The sequence below is a fragment of the Solibacillus silvestris genome (assembly GCF_051967575.1).
GTDB classification, from domain to species: Bacteria; Bacillota; Bacilli; order Bacillales_A; family Planococcaceae; genus Solibacillus; species Solibacillus silvestris_B.
This window is the reverse complement of sequence record NZ_JBQCJW010000008.1, coordinates 119,424-137,195: the sequence shown is the minus strand read 5'-3', so window position 1 is coordinate 137,195 and position 17,772 is coordinate 119,424. Positions and strand designations below refer to the sequence as shown.

At 40.3% G+C, this 17,772-nt stretch carries 15 protein-coding genes; 10 read left to right on the top strand and 5 right to left on the bottom strand.

The features are described from left to right. Window positions 1-13: 13 nt before the first annotated feature. From rbsC to ACTHOQ_RS07705, 5 genes are read right to left on the bottom strand one after another with little or no spacing between them, the layout of a single operon-like run. A complete protein-coding gene (rbsC, locus tag ACTHOQ_RS07725) occupies window positions 14-955 on the bottom strand; it encodes a ribose ABC transporter permease (protein ID WP_440495249.1) in 942 nt (313 codons plus the stop codon). Further along, the gene (locus tag ACTHOQ_RS07720) at window positions 942-2,438 is read right to left on the bottom strand and encodes a sugar ABC transporter ATP-binding protein (protein ID WP_440495247.1); all 1,497 of its coding nucleotides are present in this window, start codon (window positions 2,436-2,438) and stop codon (window positions 942-944) included. Before ACTHOQ_RS07720 ends, rbsC begins: the two co-directional genes overlap by 14 nt. 15 nt (window positions 2,439-2,453) lie before the next feature. Further along, window positions 2,454-2,843 (bottom strand): D-ribose pyranase, encoded by a 390-nt coding sequence (rbsD, locus tag ACTHOQ_RS07715; protein ID WP_440495246.1) that lies wholly within the window; start codon window positions 2,841-2,843, stop codon window positions 2,454-2,456. Further along, a complete protein-coding gene (gene rbsK / locus ACTHOQ_RS07710) occupies window positions 2,840-3,718 on the bottom strand; it encodes a ribokinase (RefSeq protein WP_440495245.1) in 879 nt (292 codons plus the stop codon). The genes rbsD and rbsK overlap by 4 nt, the downstream gene beginning before the upstream one ends. After that, window positions 3,715-4,701: a LacI family DNA-binding transcriptional regulator gene (locus ACTHOQ_RS07705; RefSeq protein ID WP_440495244.1), complete on the bottom strand. Its 987-nt coding sequence runs from the start codon at window positions 4,699-4,701 to the stop codon at window positions 3,715-3,717. The genes rbsK and ACTHOQ_RS07705 overlap by 4 nt, the downstream gene beginning before the upstream one ends. Window positions 4,702-5,127: 426 nt before the next feature. On the opposite strand from ACTHOQ_RS07705, the gene ACTHOQ_RS07700 reads away from it, so the two are divergent. The 10 genes from ACTHOQ_RS07700 (at window position 5,128) to ACTHOQ_RS07655 (ending at window position 17,744) form a co-directional block, all read left to right on the top strand. Next, window positions 5,128-6,075 carry a YybS family protein gene (locus ACTHOQ_RS07700; RefSeq protein WP_440495243.1) on the top strand — a complete coding sequence of 316 codons (948 nt, stop codon included), beginning with the start codon at window positions 5,128-5,130 and terminating at the stop codon, window positions 6,073-6,075. 13 nt (window positions 6,076-6,088) lie between these two features. Continuing rightward, entirely contained in the window at window positions 6,089-8,065 is a 1,977-nt protein-coding gene (locus tag ACTHOQ_RS07695; protein ID WP_440495242.1) for a DHH family phosphoesterase, read from the top strand. Further along, window positions 8,062-8,508, top strand: a complete 447-nt coding sequence (gene rplI, locus ACTHOQ_RS07690) for a 50S ribosomal protein L9 (RefSeq protein WP_440495240.1) — start codon at window positions 8,062-8,064, stop codon at window positions 8,506-8,508. The genes ACTHOQ_RS07695 and rplI overlap by 4 nt, the downstream gene beginning before the upstream one ends. A 12-nt stretch (window positions 8,509-8,520) precedes the next feature. After that, window positions 8,521-9,873 carry a replicative DNA helicase gene (gene dnaB / locus ACTHOQ_RS07685; protein WP_440495239.1) on the top strand — a complete coding sequence of 451 codons (1,353 nt, stop codon included), beginning with the start codon at window positions 8,521-8,523 and terminating at the stop codon, window positions 9,871-9,873. A gap of 669 nt (window positions 9,874-10,542) precedes the next feature. Next, entirely contained in the window at window positions 10,543-12,012 is a 1,470-nt protein-coding gene (locus ACTHOQ_RS07680) for a peptidoglycan DD-metalloendopeptidase family protein (RefSeq protein ID WP_440495237.1), read from the top strand. Window positions 12,013-12,243: 231 nt separating this feature from the next. Continuing rightward, window positions 12,244-12,954 carry a response regulator YycF gene (gene yycF / locus ACTHOQ_RS07675; protein WP_440495236.1) on the top strand — a complete coding sequence of 237 codons (711 nt, stop codon included), beginning with the start codon at window positions 12,244-12,246 and terminating at the stop codon, window positions 12,952-12,954. Between the two features lie 5 nt (window positions 12,955-12,959). After that, entirely contained in the window at window positions 12,960-14,795 is a 1,836-nt protein-coding gene (gene walK, locus ACTHOQ_RS07670) for a cell wall metabolism sensor histidine kinase WalK (RefSeq protein ID WP_440495235.1), read from the top strand. Continuing rightward, the gene (locus tag ACTHOQ_RS07665; RefSeq protein ID WP_440495234.1) at window positions 14,792-16,123 is read left to right on the top strand and encodes a YycH family regulatory protein; all 1,332 of its coding nucleotides are present in this window, start codon (window positions 14,792-14,794) and stop codon (window positions 16,121-16,123) included. Before walK ends, ACTHOQ_RS07665 begins: the two co-directional genes overlap by 4 nt. Next, complete coding sequence (locus ACTHOQ_RS07660) at window positions 16,110-16,943, top strand: two-component system regulatory protein YycI (protein WP_440495233.1); 834 nt, start codon at window positions 16,110-16,112, stop codon at window positions 16,941-16,943. The genes ACTHOQ_RS07665 and ACTHOQ_RS07660 overlap by 14 nt, the downstream gene beginning before the upstream one ends. Window positions 16,944-16,955: 12 nt before the next feature. After that, window positions 16,956-17,744, top strand: a complete 789-nt coding sequence (locus ACTHOQ_RS07655) for an MBL fold metallo-hydrolase (RefSeq protein WP_440495231.1) — start codon at window positions 16,956-16,958, stop codon at window positions 17,742-17,744. Window positions 17,745-17,772: the final 28 nt, after the last annotated feature.

The window sequence follows — 17,772 nt, the reverse complement described above, 5'->3', positions numbered from 1 at the left end:
TAATGACCTCCTTCTACGCTGTTTTTTTACGGTCAATTAACACCGCGATTAAAATAACAATTCCTTTTACTACTTGCTGGAAGAATGAAGAAACACCGATTAAGTTTAAACCGTTATTCAGCACACCGATAATTAAGGCACCGACTAATGTACCGAAAATCCAGCCTTTACCGCCTGTTAAACTTGTTCCTCCTAAAACGACTGCTGCGATTGCATCCAATTCATAAGATGTCCCTGCTGTTGGCTGTGCAGAGTTTAGACGAGATGTTAAAATCAGAGCGGACAAAGCAGCTAACATACCTGTTAACGAATATACTGCAATTTTTACACGATCCACATTGATTCCCGATAATTTAGAAGCCGCTTCATTGCCACCTACAGCATAAACACGGCGGCCGAATGTTGTTTTATGCATAATTACATATAACGCAATGAAAGCTAGAATCATTGTACATACCGGAACAGGGATACCGAAGAAATATCCTTTTCCTAACATTTGGAATGTAATTTCATTTCCTAAGTTTGAAACAGGGCGACCATCCGTATACACTAACGTTAATCCACGGTAAATCGTCATTGTTGCCAATGTTGCGATGAATGGTGCGACTTTCCCTTTTGCAATAATGATCCCATTTACAGCACCAAGAATTGCCCCTAACAATAATGCTGTGAAAATCGTCAACACAGGGTCCATCCCTGAAGCAAGCATTGTGGCACCAACTGCACCAGTAAGGGCCAATGTCGAGCCGACCGATAAATCAATGCCGCCCGTTAAAATAACAAAAGTCATACCAAATGCAATGAGCGCGCTGATCGATACTTGGCGTAGAATATTTAAAATATTATCTGTTGTCATAAAGCTTGGATTTAAAATCGTAATGACAATTACAATTAAAAATAATCCTAAAAGAGGACCTAGCTTTCCCAACATTTCTTTTGAGCTAGTTTTGAACAACTTCTTCTCCTCCTGTTGCATAATGCATAATTGTTTCCTGTGTTAAATCAACATTGTCTAAAATAGCTGTTTGACGTCCTTCTTGCATGACCATTACACGATCCGCCATTCCTAAAACTTCCGGAAGCTCTGACGAAATCATTAAAATGGCTACACCTTCCTCAGCTAATTTATTTATAATGGAGTAGATTTCCTTTTTCGCGCCAATATCAACGCCGCGGGTAGGTTCATCTAAAATTAAAATATCCGGTCTTGTATTCAACCATTTTGCGATGACTACTTTTTGCTGATTCCCGCCACTTAAGGAGCCAACAGTCTGTGTTGCGCCACTGCAGCGAATATTTAGCTGCTCAATATATTTTGCAGCCTGTAATTGCTCGTGTTGTGCTTGTATAAAGCCACCCTTTGCAATCGTTGTTAAATCCGTCAAAAACATATTTTGTTTAATTGAAAAATCTAACAAAAGACCTTCTGTTTTACGGTCCTCCGTCACAAAACCGATGCCGTATTTCATCGCTTGGATCGGATTTTTAATCGTCGCTTTTTTTCCATGGATGAAAATTTCACCCTTTGACTTTTTACGGCTTCCGAAAATTGCTTGTGCCACTTCTGTACGGCCTGCCCCCATTAAACCGGCAAATGCCAGGATTTCCCCTTTACGAATCTGAAAGTTAATATCTTTGCATACCGCAGGACATGTTAACCCTTTTACTTCCAAAGCAACGTCCCCGATTTTCGCATCACGGCTTGGGAAGCGTTCACCTAGCTCGCGTCCGACCATCATTTGGACAATTTCATCAAAGGTTGTGTTTGGAATTTCACGAACGCCGACATATTCACCGTCTCGCAAAATGGTAATGCGATCACAAATCGCAAAAATTTCCTCCATACGATGTGAAATATAAACAAATGAAATTCCTTTTGCTTTCAGTTCGCGGATCGTTTCGAAAAGCGTTTCAATTTCACGGTCTGTTAACGCAGCTGTCGGTTCATCCATTACGATATATTTTGCTTCTGAATTGATCGCCTTGGCAATTTCAATTATTTGTTGTTTCCCGACTGATAAGGAACCGGCAGGCTGGCGCACATCAATGTGTAAACCGAGCTTTGCTAATAGTGTCTGTGCTTCTTTGTTCATTTCACGAGTACGCAGGAAGCCCGTGCGTCCGACTGTTTTTTCTTTTCCTAAAAACAGGTTTTCCGCAACAGATAGATGCGGGAGAATATTCAATTCTTGGTGAATCACGTGAATGCCTAAACTTTCTGCGTCCTTTGCAGAAGTAAATGTATATGACTGTCCGTCTACTAGCACATCACCATGATCACGTGAGTAGATGCCGGCTAAAATTTTCATCATTGTTGATTTACCGGCCCCATTTTCCCCCATTAGCGCGTGGATTTCACCATTTAATAACGTGAATTCAACATTGTTTAATACGACATTGCCACTGAATGCTTTTCTTATGCCCTTCATTTCAATCATTTTCCGACACCTGCCTTAAAAAATTACGCCACTTTGTAGCATGATGTTTGCGTATGGTGTTATTTCACCTGTACGAATAATGACTTTTGCTTCGCTCGACATTTTTTTGAATTGCTCATGGGATATATATGTAACCGGTCCCACATTTTGCAAAACAGAAGAATGAATTATTTCGTTAGCAGTTTTTATTTCTTCAGCTAAGTAACTATGTTCTACTTTTAAATCCTCCAAAACGACTTCTAAAATCGTCATAAATCCTGGTTCCCCCAGTTTATATGCTAGATCAATACATGCAATACCATCTGGAATCGGTAAGCCGCAATCGGCAATGACGATTTTATCTGTATGACCTAAACGTGCAAATATACCGGCCAATTCACGATTTAAAATGCCCTGTTTTTTCATTTTGCGCCTTCCTTTCGGGCAATCACTTCCGCTAATCTTGGCATACCACCTTGTGCACCGAATTTTTCAACGGATAATGAGGCCGCGATATTCGCAAAAGATACTGCTTCCTCAATCGATTGACCGTTTGTGATCGCATGCGCGAATGCACCGTTAAATGTATCGCCGGCACCTGTTGTATCGACAGCTGTCGTAGTATACCCTTTTACATGTACATGTTTTTCGCCATCAAAGTAGCGTGCACCATCATCACCTAATGTCACAATTAACTGATTTGGATATTTCTCTAATGCTGCTTCCACATCGTCTCCAAATAGTAATGCACATTCGGTTTCGTTTGGCGTTAAGTAATCAATATACGGCATCCAATTAATGTTGAAGTTTGCTGCTGGAGCCGGGTTAAATAGCACTGGAACTTGGAGCTCCTTGCATAATTTCAAGCTATACGCAATCGTTTCTACCGGAATTTCAAGCTGCATCACAACTAATTGGCTTTTTCCAATAACATCTTTTGCTTTGGCAACCACTTCTGGTGTTATTTTAGAGTTGGCACCTGGTACAACGACGATACGATTGTCTGATTCATGGAGTAAAATATTAGCAATGCCTGTTGCACCATCTGTATTCATAACTAAGCTAGTATCTATATTTGCTTTATTCAAATTTGCACGAAGCTCCACACCGAAGCTATCCGAGCCTACTGCGCCTAACATTTTAACTTGGCTGCCTAAATGTGCGGCGGCTACTGCCTGATTTGCGCCTTTACCGCCTGGGGCCGTTGTAAATAAACTTCCTAAAACGGTCTCCCCTTGTGTTGGAAAAACCTCCATTTGTACAACTAAGTCCATATTAATACTTCCTATTACCGTAATCATTTTGCAGCTTCCTTTCTTGTTGTACCCCGCACAATTAACTGTGCATCTATATTCAATACCGTTTGTTTTATTTCTTTTCCTTCAATCTGCTCGATCAACATTGCAGCAGCAGCAGCACCCATTTTATATAAGTCCTGACCGACTGTTGTTAACGGCGGTGACACCATCTCACCGAGCTCAATTCCATCAAAGCCTACGATTTGCAGTTCTTCCGGTACGCGTTTTCCAAGCTTATGTGCAATATGAAGTGCAGCAATGGCTAATGTATCGCTGCTTGCAAAAATCCCATCAATATACGGGTGTATTGCCAGCGTCTGTTCAATCACTTCGGCAGCAGCTTTAAAATCAAATGATGTTGTTACAACAATTGAATCTGCCCCATGCTCATCAGTTGCTTCTAGAAATCCTATAAATCGGTCATCCGCAGTTTTTATGCCTTTTGGTCCACGTATGCATAATAAATTTCCCGCGCCATTTGTGAGCAAATATTCCGTCCCAAGCTTGGCCCCTTTCCGGTTATCAGTTGCCACGGTTGGCACAGCGGCATCAATCATTCGGTCCAGTGCAACGATTGGCGTATTATTTGCCATGTAAACGGAAGGATCCATCAGGCTTGTTGTCACAATTAACCCTGCAACATATGTTTGTGATAAGCGCTCTATATATAATAATTCTTTTTCCATTTGCTCGTCTGAGTTGCAAAGAACAACTGTATAGCCATAAGACCAGGCCATATCTTCCACTGCCCGAGCCAATTCCGGGAAGTATGGATTTTTTATATCCGGCACAATCAGACCGATGATATTGGATTGTTTTTTACTCAATGAACGTGCAACACTGCTAGGCTTATAATCCAGCTCCTGGATTGCCTGTTTAATACGTTTTGATGATTTTTCACTTACATAACCGTTTTGATTTAGGTAGCGCGATACTGTCGCCACAGAAAGATTCGCAATCTTTGCCACATCTTTAATGTTAACCATCTATTCGCCCCCTAAAATAAAATGTGTTACCGGTTACATAATATATGCTATACAATACAAATTGTCAACGAAATAAAGGACATAAAAGACGGGAAAATAGCTTTTTAAACTTAAGATCTATGTATTCAAACGAAAAATATCCCATATTAAGCTATACTGAAATATCGAAAATGACATACTAATATTTTGATTTACGTGTCTCTGTCTTTGCATGGATACAAAGCCGGGGCTGATGCAATAATGTAAAGGTTTAATTCGCCGTCTTGTCATAACCGTTAGTTTGTTTGGTCTTCTAAAAATGGTACAATAGGATGGAGAGAAAAGTTGAAAGTCGACTTGTGGAAATATAAACACAAGGTGGAAGAAAGGCATTCGATGTTCACAGTAATATAATGTCTTTCGAACAAAAGATAAGGAAGGTTCTCCATGCAAAATAATCAAACAAGGAAGCTGGCACATGGTGCGATGATGGTTGCTCTATTTACTGTGTTAATGGCAATCGTATTTTATATGCCTGTGGTGAAAATTATAGCAGCGATAATCGCGCCGTTACCGATTATTTGGTATAGTGCAAATTACGAACGAAAATACTCGTTTTTAGTTGCCGGCATTGCGGTAATTGTTACTTTTTTTATTGGTGGATTGCTACTTATTCCCGCTTCATTAATTTTTGCAGCAGCAGGATTGACGATAGGGGATGCCATTTATCATAAAAAAAGCAAAGTATTTATGTTTATATCTACGAGCATCAGCCTACTCATTACATTTGCCATTCAATATGTAATTGCGGTGCGTCTATTTGAATTTGATTTTATTCGAAATTCGCTGGATCTTATGAAAACAGGCTATTTAGAATCGATTAAAATGACGGAAAAACTGACTGGGCAAGCGACGCCTAAAGAAGCGCTGGATAATTTGAATAATATGTTAAACACATTGGAAATGACGATTCCGGCCGCTGTTACGCTTGCTATGCTGACATCTGCGCTTGTGCTCATCTCGGTGAACCTGCCAATTTTAAAGCGTTTAAAAGTAGATGTGCCAAAATTTTCGAAGTTTAGTGAATTGCGGTTGCCGCGTTCGGTCTTATGGTATTACTTAATCGTTTTATCGATTAATATATTCATTCGTCCAGATCCGGATTCTTCATTAGCAATCATTATGTTAAATATATCAATGATTTTATGGGTATTGCTGACGATCCAAGGAATCTCGTTTATCCATTATGCTCTTGATGCATTTGGCTATCCGAAATTTATAAAAGTATTAAGTACATTTATAGCGATACCTCTTTATTCATTCGTTATTTTAGTAGGTATTATTGATTTAGGCTTTAATGCAAGAGATTACATTCAAGAAAAGAGTCAAAAATGAGGAGCTGATTGAAATGGGGATTTTTCGCAAAAGACCAATTCGATATCCACTTTTAGTATTAGTCTTACTAGGTGCAGTAGCAGCTATCCTTATTATGATGTGGAATGTATGGATTGGGGTCGCCTTTATATTAGTGTATGCGGTTGCTGCCTATTATACGTTAAAGATTGAACTATTGACGTATATAGAAACAGAAAAGCATATTGAATCACTTTCGTATCGTATGGAAGATGTAGGAAAAGAAGCGTTTTTAGAAATGCCGTTCGGGATATTATTAATGAATGATGAAATGACGGTGGAATGGGCAAATCCGTTTATGCTTCGTGTTTTACAGCAAGAATCTTTAATCGGATATGAATTGGACACGATTTCAGAGGAGCTGCCGGCACTTGTGAATCAAGATCAAAAAAATGAAACGGTAATCGCCATACATGATCGAAAATATCATATTTTTTATAAAAATGAAGAAAAGCTGTTTTATTTCTTCGATGTAACGAAACAAGTGCAAATAGAGAAGCAATATTTAGCGGAACGTACAGTACTCGCAATTCTATTTATCGACAACTATGATGAGCTTACATCAGGCATGGATGACCAAGCACGAAGCGTAACAAATACGATGGTCACCTCTATTGTGAATGAATGGGCGGCGCATTATGATATTTTTGTAAAAAGAATTGCATCTGACCGCTTTATGGCTGTATTAAATGAATCGATTTTGACTGAACTTGAGCAAAAACGTTTTTCGATTTTGGATGTAATACGCGAGCGTACGATGATGCAGAAAAATTTATCATTAACTTTAAGCATTGGAATCGGCGCAGGCTCTCAATCATTGGTGGAGCTTGGACAGTTGGCCCAGTCGGGACTCGATTTAGTATTAGGACGCGGCGGCGACCAAGTGGCGATTAAGCAATCGAACGGTAAAATCCGCTTCTATGGCGGGAAAACGAATCCTGTCGAAAAGCGCACGAGGGTACGTGCCCGTGTTATATCACATGCACTCAGTGATTTGATTCAAGATAGTGATCGCGTATTTGTAATGGGGCATAAAAACCCGGACATGGACTCGATCGGTGCATGTGTAGGCGTTCGTAAAATGGTCGCAATGAATGGGATTGAAGGTTTCGTTATTGTAAATTTCGATGAAGTTCATGGAAGTGTGGACAGATTAATGACCGAGTTGGAGCAAAAAACTGATTTTTACGGAAGCTTTATTGCACCTGACGAGGCTTTATCGAAAATGACGCCAAAATCCCTTGTTGTAATTGTTGATACACATAAACCTAGCATGGTTATTGATAGCCGCTTATTAAGTAAATCGGATAAAGTGGTTGTCATTGACCATCATCGTCGCGGCGAGGAATTTATTAATAATCCGACATTAGTCTATATGGAGCCATATGCTTCCTCTACAGCGGAATTAGTAACAGAGCTTTTGGAATACCAGCCGCAAAATGAAAAATTGCTGCCGCTTGAAGCAACAGCATTATTATCTGGTATTATAGTGGATACGAAAAGCTTCACCCTTAGAACAGGCGCACGGACATTTGAAGCCGCATCTTATTTGCGGACATTTGGAGCAGACACGGTGTTAATACAGCGATTATTAAAAGAAGATGTGGAAACTTATGTCACGCGTTCGAAAATTATCCAAACTGTTCAATTCCCGTTTAAAGGAATTGCGGTTGCATATGGTGAAGATTCAAAAATATATGATTCAGTATTAATCGCACAAACAGCGGATATTTTATTGACGATGAAAGATGTCGGTGCGTCATTTGTCATTGCACATCGCAGTGACGGGCTGATCGGCATTAGTGCACGGTCATTGGGAGAGGTAAATGTCCAGCTTGTCATGGAGAAGCTTGGCGGTGGCGGCCACCTTACAAATGCCGCTACTCAAATGGAGGCAAGTTCCATTGACGAAGTAAAAAAATATTTATATGAAGCCATTGGTGAAATAGTCGAAGGGAGCAAGGAATCATGAAAGTAGTATTTTTAAAAGATGTAAAAGGTAAAGGCAAAAAAGGCGAAATTAAAGAAGTGGCAGAAGGCTATGCACGCAACTTTTTAATAAAGAACGGCTATGCAAAAGAAGCAAATAACCAAGCGATGAGTGAATTGCAAGGTCAAAAGCGCCTAGAAGAGAAAAATGCAGCAGCAGAACTGCAGGCTGCAAAAGATTTAAAAGAACAATTGGAAGCAATTACAGTAGAGGTGAAAGCAAAATCAGGTGAAGGCGGCCGCTTGTTTGGTTCTGTTTCCACAAAGCAAATTGCTGACGCATTACAAAAAAAGCATGGTTTTAAAGTAGACAAACGTAAAATGGATTGCAATGAAGGTATTCGTTCATTAGGCTTTACTAACGTTCCTGTTAAATTACATCAAGATGTAAAGGCCACTTTAAAAGTACATGTAATTGAAGAATAAGGAGCCACAACAATGAACGAATCCATGATGGACCGCGTTCCGCCGCATAATAATGAAGCCGAACAATCGGTTATTGGCGCCGTTTTCCTTGAGCCGCAAGCACTTATAACAGCATCCGAAATTGTAATTGCCGATGATTTTTATCATATTGCACATCAAAAAATCTTCCAAACGATGCTGAACTTAAGCGACCAAGGAAAAGCGATTGATGTTGTTACTGTTACAGAAGAATTATCGGCAAAAAAAGAGCTTGAGGATATCGGCGGTTTAAGCTATATTACGGAACTTGCAAATGCGGTTCCGACAGCCGCCAATATTGCCCATTATGCAAAGATTGTAGAGGAAAAGGCGATTTTGCGCCGACTTATTAGGGTTGCCTCGAAAATTGCGGATGATGGATATACGCGAGAAGACGAAGTAGAAGTTTTATTGGCAGAAGCCGAGAAGAAAATGCTGGAAGTCTCAAACCGCAAAAATGCGGGCGATTTTAAGCATGTAAAGGATGTACTAGTCCAAACATTTGATAATATTGAGCAGCTTCAATCACGTGACGGGGACGTGACAGGTATTCCGACGGGCTTCCGTGACTTGGATAAAATGACTGCCGGTTTCCAGCGCAATGATTTAATTATCGTTGCAGCTCGTCCGTCGGTAGGTAAGACAGCTTTTGCCCTGAATGTTGCCCAAAGCGTTGCCGTTAAAGCACGTGAAAATGTCGCGATCTTTTCTTTGGAGATGGGTGCAGACCAGCTTGTCATGCGTATGCTTTGCGCGGAAGGGAATATAGATGCACAACGCTTGCGTACTGGCGCTTTAGAGGCGGAGGATTGGAGCAAGCTGACGATGGCAATGGGAAGCTTATCGAATTCCGGGATTTACATTGATGATTCTCCAGGCGTACGGATGACTGATATTCGCGCCAAGTGCCGCCGATTAGCAAAAGAAAGCGGATTAGGCATGATTTTAATTGATTACTTGCAGCTGATTTTAGGCAGCGGGAAGCCTGGCGAAAACCGTCAGCAGGAAGTATCGGAAATTTCACGTTCGTTAAAAGGTTTGGCGCGCGAATTAAAAGTGCCGGTAATCGCACTGTCACAGCTATCCCGTGGTGTAGAGCAGCGTCAGGACAAGCGCCCGATGATGAGTGACTTGCGTGAGTCGGGTTCGATTGAGCAAGATGCCGATATCGTTGCGTTTTTATATCGTGATGATTATTATGATAAAGAATCGGAAAGCAAAGATATTATCGAAATTATTATTGCAAAGCAGCGTAATGGTCCAACAGGTACGGTAAGTTTGGCATTCCGTAAAGAGTACAATAAATTCTTGAATTTGGAATTTACCCCGCCACCACGCGAGGAATAATAGTTAAACACGAACACTCTATGGAAGTTATATAGATGTTCGTGTTTTTTAATGTGAAAAAACTATAGATTTTCGCATATCTTCTTTCACTAGAGTAAATGGGTAGCGTAAATTCTATCACTACATTTCTAAAGCGAAACTTCAATTACACCATCCACTCATTATTCGCCTTTAACGGCATTAATTTTTTAAGGTTTCGTGCGGGATGAAAGGCTACATAAAAATACTTTCCTTCTACTAATAAGTAAATGGAAGCTATGTTTTGCTAATGAAAAGAATAAAAAAAGTAGCAAGTGAATATAAAGATAGAGAGTCGTCCATTCTATTAATGAGAATGTAACAACTTTTTAGAAAATAATACAATTTCATTACAAAAGTAGCGAATTAGTTCATTTGAATTGTGAAATATGGTACATTATCAAAGTGTGTTTAAACTTCCCTAAATAGAAGTTCTTATTTTTATGTAAGGATGAATGCCGGCTGCTGACTTTTTAAGTATGCAAAACATAGTTAAAAGAAGTGAATCAGCTGTAGAGAAGTATCACAGAATTTTTATAGGAAGCTTTTCGGATGAACTCGAAAAAATCCGAGCAATTGCGCAATGACGTAATTGATTAAGGGGTATACTACATTTTTTATAGATCAGACATTGTTGGAAGGAGCTTTATCATGAGTTCAAAAGGAAACAAGTTAGACTTAAACAATTTAAAGCTAAGTCTAATGAATCGTCACAATGGAAAACTGAAAATGGCTGCAATTTTTGCATTACTCGTTTCTACAGTGACATTCAATCTAGGTTTCGCGAATGAAACAGATAAAGAAAAATTCGCTAAAATTTACCATGTGTATGTAGCAAATACATACGTTGGGGCTGTTGCCGATGAAGCAACAATTAATGAAGTCGTACAACAAAAAGAACTAGAGGCAAGCGAACAATACGAAAATTTAGCTATTGATGCAAGTGCCGACCTTACGATTATTCCGGAACAAGTATTCAAAGTGGAAGCAAATGAAGAGCAAACGTTAAGAGACCTTCAAGAAGCATTGACAGTCCAAGCACAGGCCTACTCTCTACAAGTAGGGGAAACAGTCGTTGCTTCATTGAAGGACAAAGCAGAGTTTGAAGCTGTAATTGACGGATTAAAGCTTCAATATGTTACACAAAAACAGTTAAATGAATTGGAAAACAATTCAACTAATGAATCTTTACCCGAATTGAAAAAAGATGAAACACGTCTTATCGATGTCGATTTATCGGCACCGATTACAGGGCAGGAAATGTTGGCAAAGCCGGCTGAAATCGTTTCTGTACAACAGGCGGTCCAATTATTGCAAACCGGTTCCCAACAGCAAGAAACGTATACGGTAAAAGCAGGGGATGTGCTAGGCTCGATCGCCAAGGCACATCATTTAACGACAGCCCAATTACTGTCATTGAATCCTTCGCTTACAGCAGATTCGGTACTGCAAATCGACCAGCAATTAAATGTTACAGTGGAAAAGCCTTTTGTTACTGTAAAGGCGATTTATGAAAAGAAAAAAGATGAAGAAATCGATTTCGCCAAAATTGTTGAAGAAGATGAAACAATGCTAAAAGGCGAAAAAGTAGTGAAGCAAGAAGGCTCAAAAGGGAAAAAAGAAGTTTCCTACTTGATTACTGAAGAAAACGGTGTACGGACAGAGCGAGTCCAATCTGCCGAAAATGTGCTAGTAGAGCCCGAAAATCGCGTTGTCGTTGTAGGGACAAAGGTAATCCCATCGATTGGGACGGGCACATTTGCTTGGCCAGCCTTTGGAGGATATATTTCAAGTAATATGGGACATCGCTGGGGACGCTATCATTATGGAATCGACATTGCACGACCATCAAACTATACGATAAAAGCATCGGATAATGGTGTTGTCAAAACCGCGGGCACACATTCAACATATGGAAACTATGTTGTGATTGACCATAACAACGGTTTTGAAACGTTATATGCCCACTTATCACGAATTGATGTATCTGTTGGACAAGTGCTGGAACAAGGATCTGCTCTTGGGCAAATGGGTTCGACAGGCCGCTCAACCGGAACACATCTGCATTTTGAAATCCACAAAGACGGTGCTGAAGTAAACCCGTTGTCATATTTAAATTAAATTTTAGCAGTCCAAGCAAAAGCTGGGCTGCTTTTTCTTTCATATAGCGATCAAGGAGATGTGAAAAAAAATTATAAAATATTGTTAAATATAAGGAATATTTCCCGGAAAATAATTTGGGAAAAATATCTGTATAATGCACCAAACGGCAAACCGTGATAGAGTAGGAATAGTAAAAATAAAGATATCCTTTCATTTATATAGAATTTCATAGGAAAAGAGGAATACATGATGGATAAAACAATTTTAGTTGTAGACGATGAAAAGCCGATTGCAGATATTCTGCAATTTAATTTAATTAAAGAAGGTTACCGTGTGATATGTGCATACGATGGAGACGAGGCATTGCAAAAGGTAGAAGAAGAACAGCCAGATTTAATGTTGTTGGATATTATGCTGCCAAAACGCGATGGCATGGAAGTATGCCGTGAAGTACGAAAAAAATACGATTTCCCGATTATTATGCTAACCGCAAAAGGCTCGGAGATTGATAAAGTTTTAGGTCTTGAGATGGGCGCGGATGATTATGTGACGAAGCCATTTAGCACGCGTGAGCTCATTGCACGTGTGAAGGCAAATATGCGCAGATTAAATGTGCCGGCTCAAGTAGAGGAAGCAACAGCCGAAACAAATGATATCGTTGTTGGCTCATTGACGATCCAACCTGACGCTTATTTAGTATTGAAGCGCGATGAGGCAATTGAATTAACACACCGCGAATTCGAGCTATTGCATTATTTAGCGAAACATATCGGCCAAGTAATGACGCGCGAGCACCTGCTGCAAACGGTATGGGGCTACGATTATTTCGGTGATGTGCGCACAGTGGATGTGACAATTCGGCGTTTACGCGAAAAAATTGAGGATAATCCAAGCCATCCATTATGGATTGTGACAAGACGAGGGGTCGGCTATTACTTAAGAAATCCTGAGCAGGAGTAAATTACATGCAAAAAGTGAGCTTTTTTAAGTCCATCCATGTAAAGCTTGTATTAATTTATGTGCTATTAATCATTATTGCACTTCAAATTATTGGCATCTATTTTTCCAAGCAGCTTGAGACGAATTTAAAAACGAATTTCCAGGATTCGATTAGACAAAGAATCGAGCTTGTGCATTATAGTATCCGGGAAGAAATGATTAAAGAGAGAAATGATGAGTCGCCTTCATTGGAAGAGAGCTTAAATGCGATTTTACAGGAGTTTTCCACGGAAGATATCAATAAAATCCATGTCGTGAACAATCGCTATAAAGTGTTGGCCACTTCTGACACCACCAATCAAACCGTAGTAGGGCAGCGGGCAAATGAAGATCTCATACGGCAGGCGATCTCTGCTGAAACATTGTTGGACAGCATTTCCCTTGACCGGGATACTGGGCAGAGGGTATGGATATTAGCATTGCCTATTACCGACACAGTAGGATCGAATGGAGAAGTTAGAGGGGCAATCTATGTACAGTCGGATATCGAAAAGGTATATGAGCAGCTAAGTGAAATTAATCGTATTTTTGCAGCGGGCATTGCGATGTCGCTCGCGATTACGATAATTTTGGGAGTATTGGTCGCACGGACGATTACCCGCCCGATATCGGATATGCGAAAACAAGCGCAAGCGATGTCAAAAGGGAATTATTCGCGTAAAGTGCGGGTATACGGCACGGATGAAATCGGTCAGCTGGCGATTGCATTCAATCACTTAACAAATCGCTTGCAGGAGGCACAGTCCACAACAGAAGCAGAACGACGCAAATTGGCGAGTGTGCTTAGCAATATGACGGATGGCGTTATTGCGACCGATCGCAAAGGGAAAATCATATTAATTAATGAACCTGCTTTAGATTTGCTTCATGATACGCGTGAGTCAACACTGAACCGCCCTATAGCTTCTGTATTAAGATTGGACCAGGAGTATAGCTTTGAAGATTTGATCCATATGAAAGAGCCGGTGAATCTGGATTTCAGCATGTACGAAGCACCGTATGTTCTGCGTGCGAACTTTTCAGTAATCCAAAAAGAGACCGGATTTGTGAACGGTTTGATTACCGTGTTGCACGACATTACCGAGCAGGAGAAAATCGATATGGAGCGTCGTGAATTCGTTGCGAACGTATCACATGAGCTGCGTACACCGCTTACAACAATGCGCAGTTATTTAGAAGCATTGGCGGACGGGGCTTGGCAAGATGAACATATTGCGCCTACATTTTTAAACGTAACCCAAACAGAAACAGAGCGCATGATTCGTCTTGTGAATGATCTGCTGCAGCTATCGAAAATGGATAGTCAGGAATATGAGCTGAATTTAGAAGTTGTGGAATTTAATAAGTTCTTTACCCGTATCATTGATCGCTTTGAAATGTCGAAGTCACGGAATGTAGAGTTTATTCGCCTGCTTCCTGACAAAAGTTACTTTGTTGAAATCGATACGGATAAGTTGACACAAGTAATCGATAATATTATTTCAAATGCGCTGAAGTATTCTCCAGATGGCGGGAATATTCGTTTTGGCTTTACAGTGCATGATAATATGCTGCGCGTTATGATATCGGATGACGGTATGGGAATTCCGAAAGAAAATGTGGCGCGGATTTTTGATCGTTTCTATCGTGTAGACCGTGCGCGTGCAAGATCGATGGGCGGAACAGGCTTAGGTCTTGCGATTGCACGTGAAATGATTGAAGCGCATGGCGGAAAAATCTGGGCGGAAAGTGAGGAAGGCCAAGGTACTACGATATTCTTCACCTTGCCGTATGAATTGGATGAAGCGGGGGATTGGGAATGAAATATATCGAGCAAATAAAGTCACTTTTATTAGCATTCCTCGTTTTACTGAGTATCGTCTTTACCCTTCTTATTTGGAATTACAAGCCGGACTATGAATTGATAGGGGAATCGCAGATCGATGAAGTTTTAATCGGAAAGCCAAAGGAATTACAGGATGTGCTCAAGCCATATCGACTGCTGTACCGCCAAAATGACCAATTTTCCGGTACCGTGTCTCCGAATGTTCTGAACGATTTCTACAGTTATTTACGAACATGGCAAACGTATGAGCTTGATTTGATCGACAGCAATCTTTCCAATCAGAAAATGAATGGAATTTTAAGAAAGAACAATCGTGTAACAATGTTTTTCAATGATGAAGTACCGTTGCAAGTCTTTTCAAACGTATTATCATTCGATGATAACGATGTACTGGATGCAAGCTTTACACATCTCATTGTAGACTGGTCAAATGTAAGCGCGAATAATCAATTGCAGCTGCTCTTTTTAAATACAGAAAAGCGATTATTATTTAGAGCATATGCAGATTTGCTGGATACAGACCAATTTTTGGCGGAAGTGATTGAGCCATCAGGCAATTATAGTCCATACATTGAGATAGAGCGCGAAGCTTCACGTTCCTTATACGTAGATCAAAACCCGATACTGTCGACGCGCTATAAATATTTGGTCGATGAGATTTCGCCGGATGTATTTAAATCGGTCGTCTTCAGCAATCCGAAAATTGTTCAGCGCAGCGAAGAAAATGAACAGTCTGAAAAGTATACAGATGATATATCGTTTATGACGGTAGATAAAAAGAATCGCATTTTCAATTATGTGTACCCGCTTGCAGAAAGCATTGCACCGATCCCCTCATCAAAATTATTGGTGGACAGCTTTGATTATGTAAATGACCATGGCGGCTTTACGCTGGATTACCGCTTCTCCACGATGAACATCGGAAAGCATATGACCGAATACCAGCTGTTTTTGCAGGGGTATCCAATATACAGCAAAACGACGACAACCCGGATCTTGACGACATGGGGAGAAAACCGGATTTTCCGCTACCGGCGTCCCTATTATTCAATCGAATCGGATATTCCCACAGAACGGGCACAGAAAAAATTAGTATCCGGTGAACAGGCAATAGAGTATATTCTTACAATGGAGGATTATCCATTCAAAGAGGTGGATGAAGTCGTTGTCGGCTATTATTTAATGCAGGACAAGGAAGATGAAAAAGTATTTATTTTAGAGCCGAGCTGGTTTGCCATTTCGAACAATGAGTCGACACACATTTCACCTGAGCTTGCAGGGGGGATCACAGATGGATTGGAATAGAACGAAATCTATTTTTATATGGGTGTTTCTCATACTGAATCTCTTTTTGTATACCCAGTATTTAGAGAGTTATAACGAAGGGCGGAAAATCGAGGTATTAGGGGAAACTACAAAAATTGAGGCACATTTGAAAGAGGACAATATTACGTATATTGCACTTCCGAATAATAATGAAAGCGCAGCGTATTATTCGGGGCAGATTAAAAATTTTTCCCCATCTGAAGTTCCGTACTTTGCAAATCAGATCACAACAATCGAAAATGACAATAAGCTCGTTGTGGCGATGGAAAAGCCTGTAAAGCTTCAGGAAAATGCGGCACGTGACCCCTATACCGAATTTCTTCACAGCTATGTGCATGAAGGGGATTCTTATGTTTTATGGAATGTAGATGAGGAAAAAAAAGAGGCGACATTTTTCCAGAAGGTAAATAACTTAACGCTCTATTACAATGTGCGCGGCTATGTGAAAATTTATTGGAATGATGATAATCGCATCATTGCATATGAGCAGACTATGCTGGAAAAGCATGAGAAATTGGACAAGCAGCAAAATTTATTAACATCGAAACAAGTGTTGCAAATTTTGTATGGCAGGAATTTATTGAAACCGGATTCTCAAATTTTGAATATGAATCTTGGCTATTCAACAATTGTTCAACTAACACAAACACAGGTTTTCGCTCCGACATGGGAAGTGCGTGTGAAGTTAGCAGACGGCACAGAGGAAATACATTTCGTGAATGCCGTTCAGGGGAAGATTGTGGAAATCCAAAATGATTTATCCGAAATTGTCGAGCAGACAGAGGATTTGGAAGAGTAAGGAGTTTTAATAATGCGATTTAGTGTTTTAGCAAGCGGCAGTACTGGCAATGCTGTCTACGTGGAAAATGATGAGCATTCATTTTTAGTCGATGTAGGATTAAGCGGGAAAAAGATGGAGCAACTGTTTGCTAATATTGATCGTGATATGAAAAATTTATCAGGCATTTTAGTAACGCATGAGCATAGTGACCATATTAAAGGGCTTGGTGTTATTGCACGCAAATATAATATCCCTGTCTTTGCAAACGCGAAAACATGGACAGCAATGGACGGGTTGGTCGGGACAATTCCAACAGATTTGTGCTTCGATTTTGATATGGAAACAGTGAAGACTTTCGGGGGGCTCGATATCCAGTCATTTGCCGTATCCCACGATGCAGCAGACCCGATGTTTTATACATTCAACGAAGATGGACGAAAGCTTGTCGTTATTACAGATACAGGCTATGTAAGCGATCGTATGAAGGGATATATTGCTGCAGCGGATGCCTATGTATTTGAAAGCAATCATGATGTAAGCATGCTTCAAATGGGTAAGTACCCTTGGAATATTAAGCGCCGCATATTATCGGATGTCGGCCATGTCTCGAATGAGGATGCAGCAGTGGCGATGGCGGATGTCGTAGCCGAAAAGCCGACGCAAATATATTTGGCGCACTTAAGCAAAGACAATAATATGAAAGACTTGGCGCGCATGAGCGTTGAGCAAACATTGCAATCATGCGGAATTATTGCGGGCGAATATTTGCATTTGCACGATACGGACGCAGTTGAACCGACAAAGCTTGTAACAGTGTAAAAAAGGGTAAGAATAAGGTGTGTTGAAA

Excerpts from the sequence above, each read along its gene's own strand:
- ACTHOQ_RS07720 (WP_440495247.1), bottom strand. The coding sequence starts at position 2,438 with ATGATTGAAATGAAGGGCATAAGAAAAGCATTCAGTGGCAATGTCGTA.
- rbsD (WP_440495246.1), bottom strand. The coding sequence starts at position 2,843 with ATGAAAAAACAGGGCATTTTAAATCGTGAATTGGCCGGTATATTTGCA.
- ACTHOQ_RS07695 (WP_440495242.1), top strand. The coding sequence starts at position 6,089 with ATGGGGATTTTTCGCAAAAGACCAATTCGATATCCACTTTTAGTATTA.
- ACTHOQ_RS07700 (WP_440495243.1), top strand. The coding sequence starts at position 5,128 with ATGCAAAATAATCAAACAAGGAAGCTGGCACATGGTGCGATGATGGTT.
- ACTHOQ_RS07660 (WP_440495233.1), top strand. The coding sequence starts at position 16,110 with ATGGATTGGAATAGAACGAAATCTATTTTTATATGGGTGTTTCTCATA.
- ACTHOQ_RS07665 (WP_440495234.1), top strand. The coding sequence starts at position 14,792 with ATGAAATATATCGAGCAAATAAAGTCACTTTTATTAGCATTCCTCGTT.
- rbsK (WP_440495245.1), bottom strand. The coding sequence starts at position 3,718 with ATGATTACGGTAATAGGAAGTATTAATATGGACTTAGTTGTACAAATG.
- dnaB (WP_440495239.1), top strand. The coding sequence starts at position 8,521 with ATGAACGAATCCATGATGGACCGCGTTCCGCCGCATAATAATGAAGCC.
- ACTHOQ_RS07680 (WP_440495237.1), top strand. The coding sequence starts at position 10,543 with ATGAGTTCAAAAGGAAACAAGTTAGACTTAAACAATTTAAAGCTAAGT.
- yycF (WP_440495236.1), top strand. The coding sequence starts at position 12,244 with ATGGATAAAACAATTTTAGTTGTAGACGATGAAAAGCCGATTGCAGAT.
- walK (WP_440495235.1), top strand. The coding sequence starts at position 12,960 with ATGCAAAAAGTGAGCTTTTTTAAGTCCATCCATGTAAAGCTTGTATTA.
- ACTHOQ_RS07655 (WP_440495231.1), top strand. The coding sequence starts at position 16,956 with ATGCGATTTAGTGTTTTAGCAAGCGGCAGTACTGGCAATGCTGTCTAC.
- rplI (WP_440495240.1), top strand. The coding sequence starts at position 8,062 with ATGAAAGTAGTATTTTTAAAAGATGTAAAAGGTAAAGGCAAAAAAGGC.
- ACTHOQ_RS07705 (WP_440495244.1), bottom strand. The coding sequence starts at position 4,701 with ATGGTTAACATTAAAGATGTGGCAAAGATTGCGAATCTTTCTGTGGCG.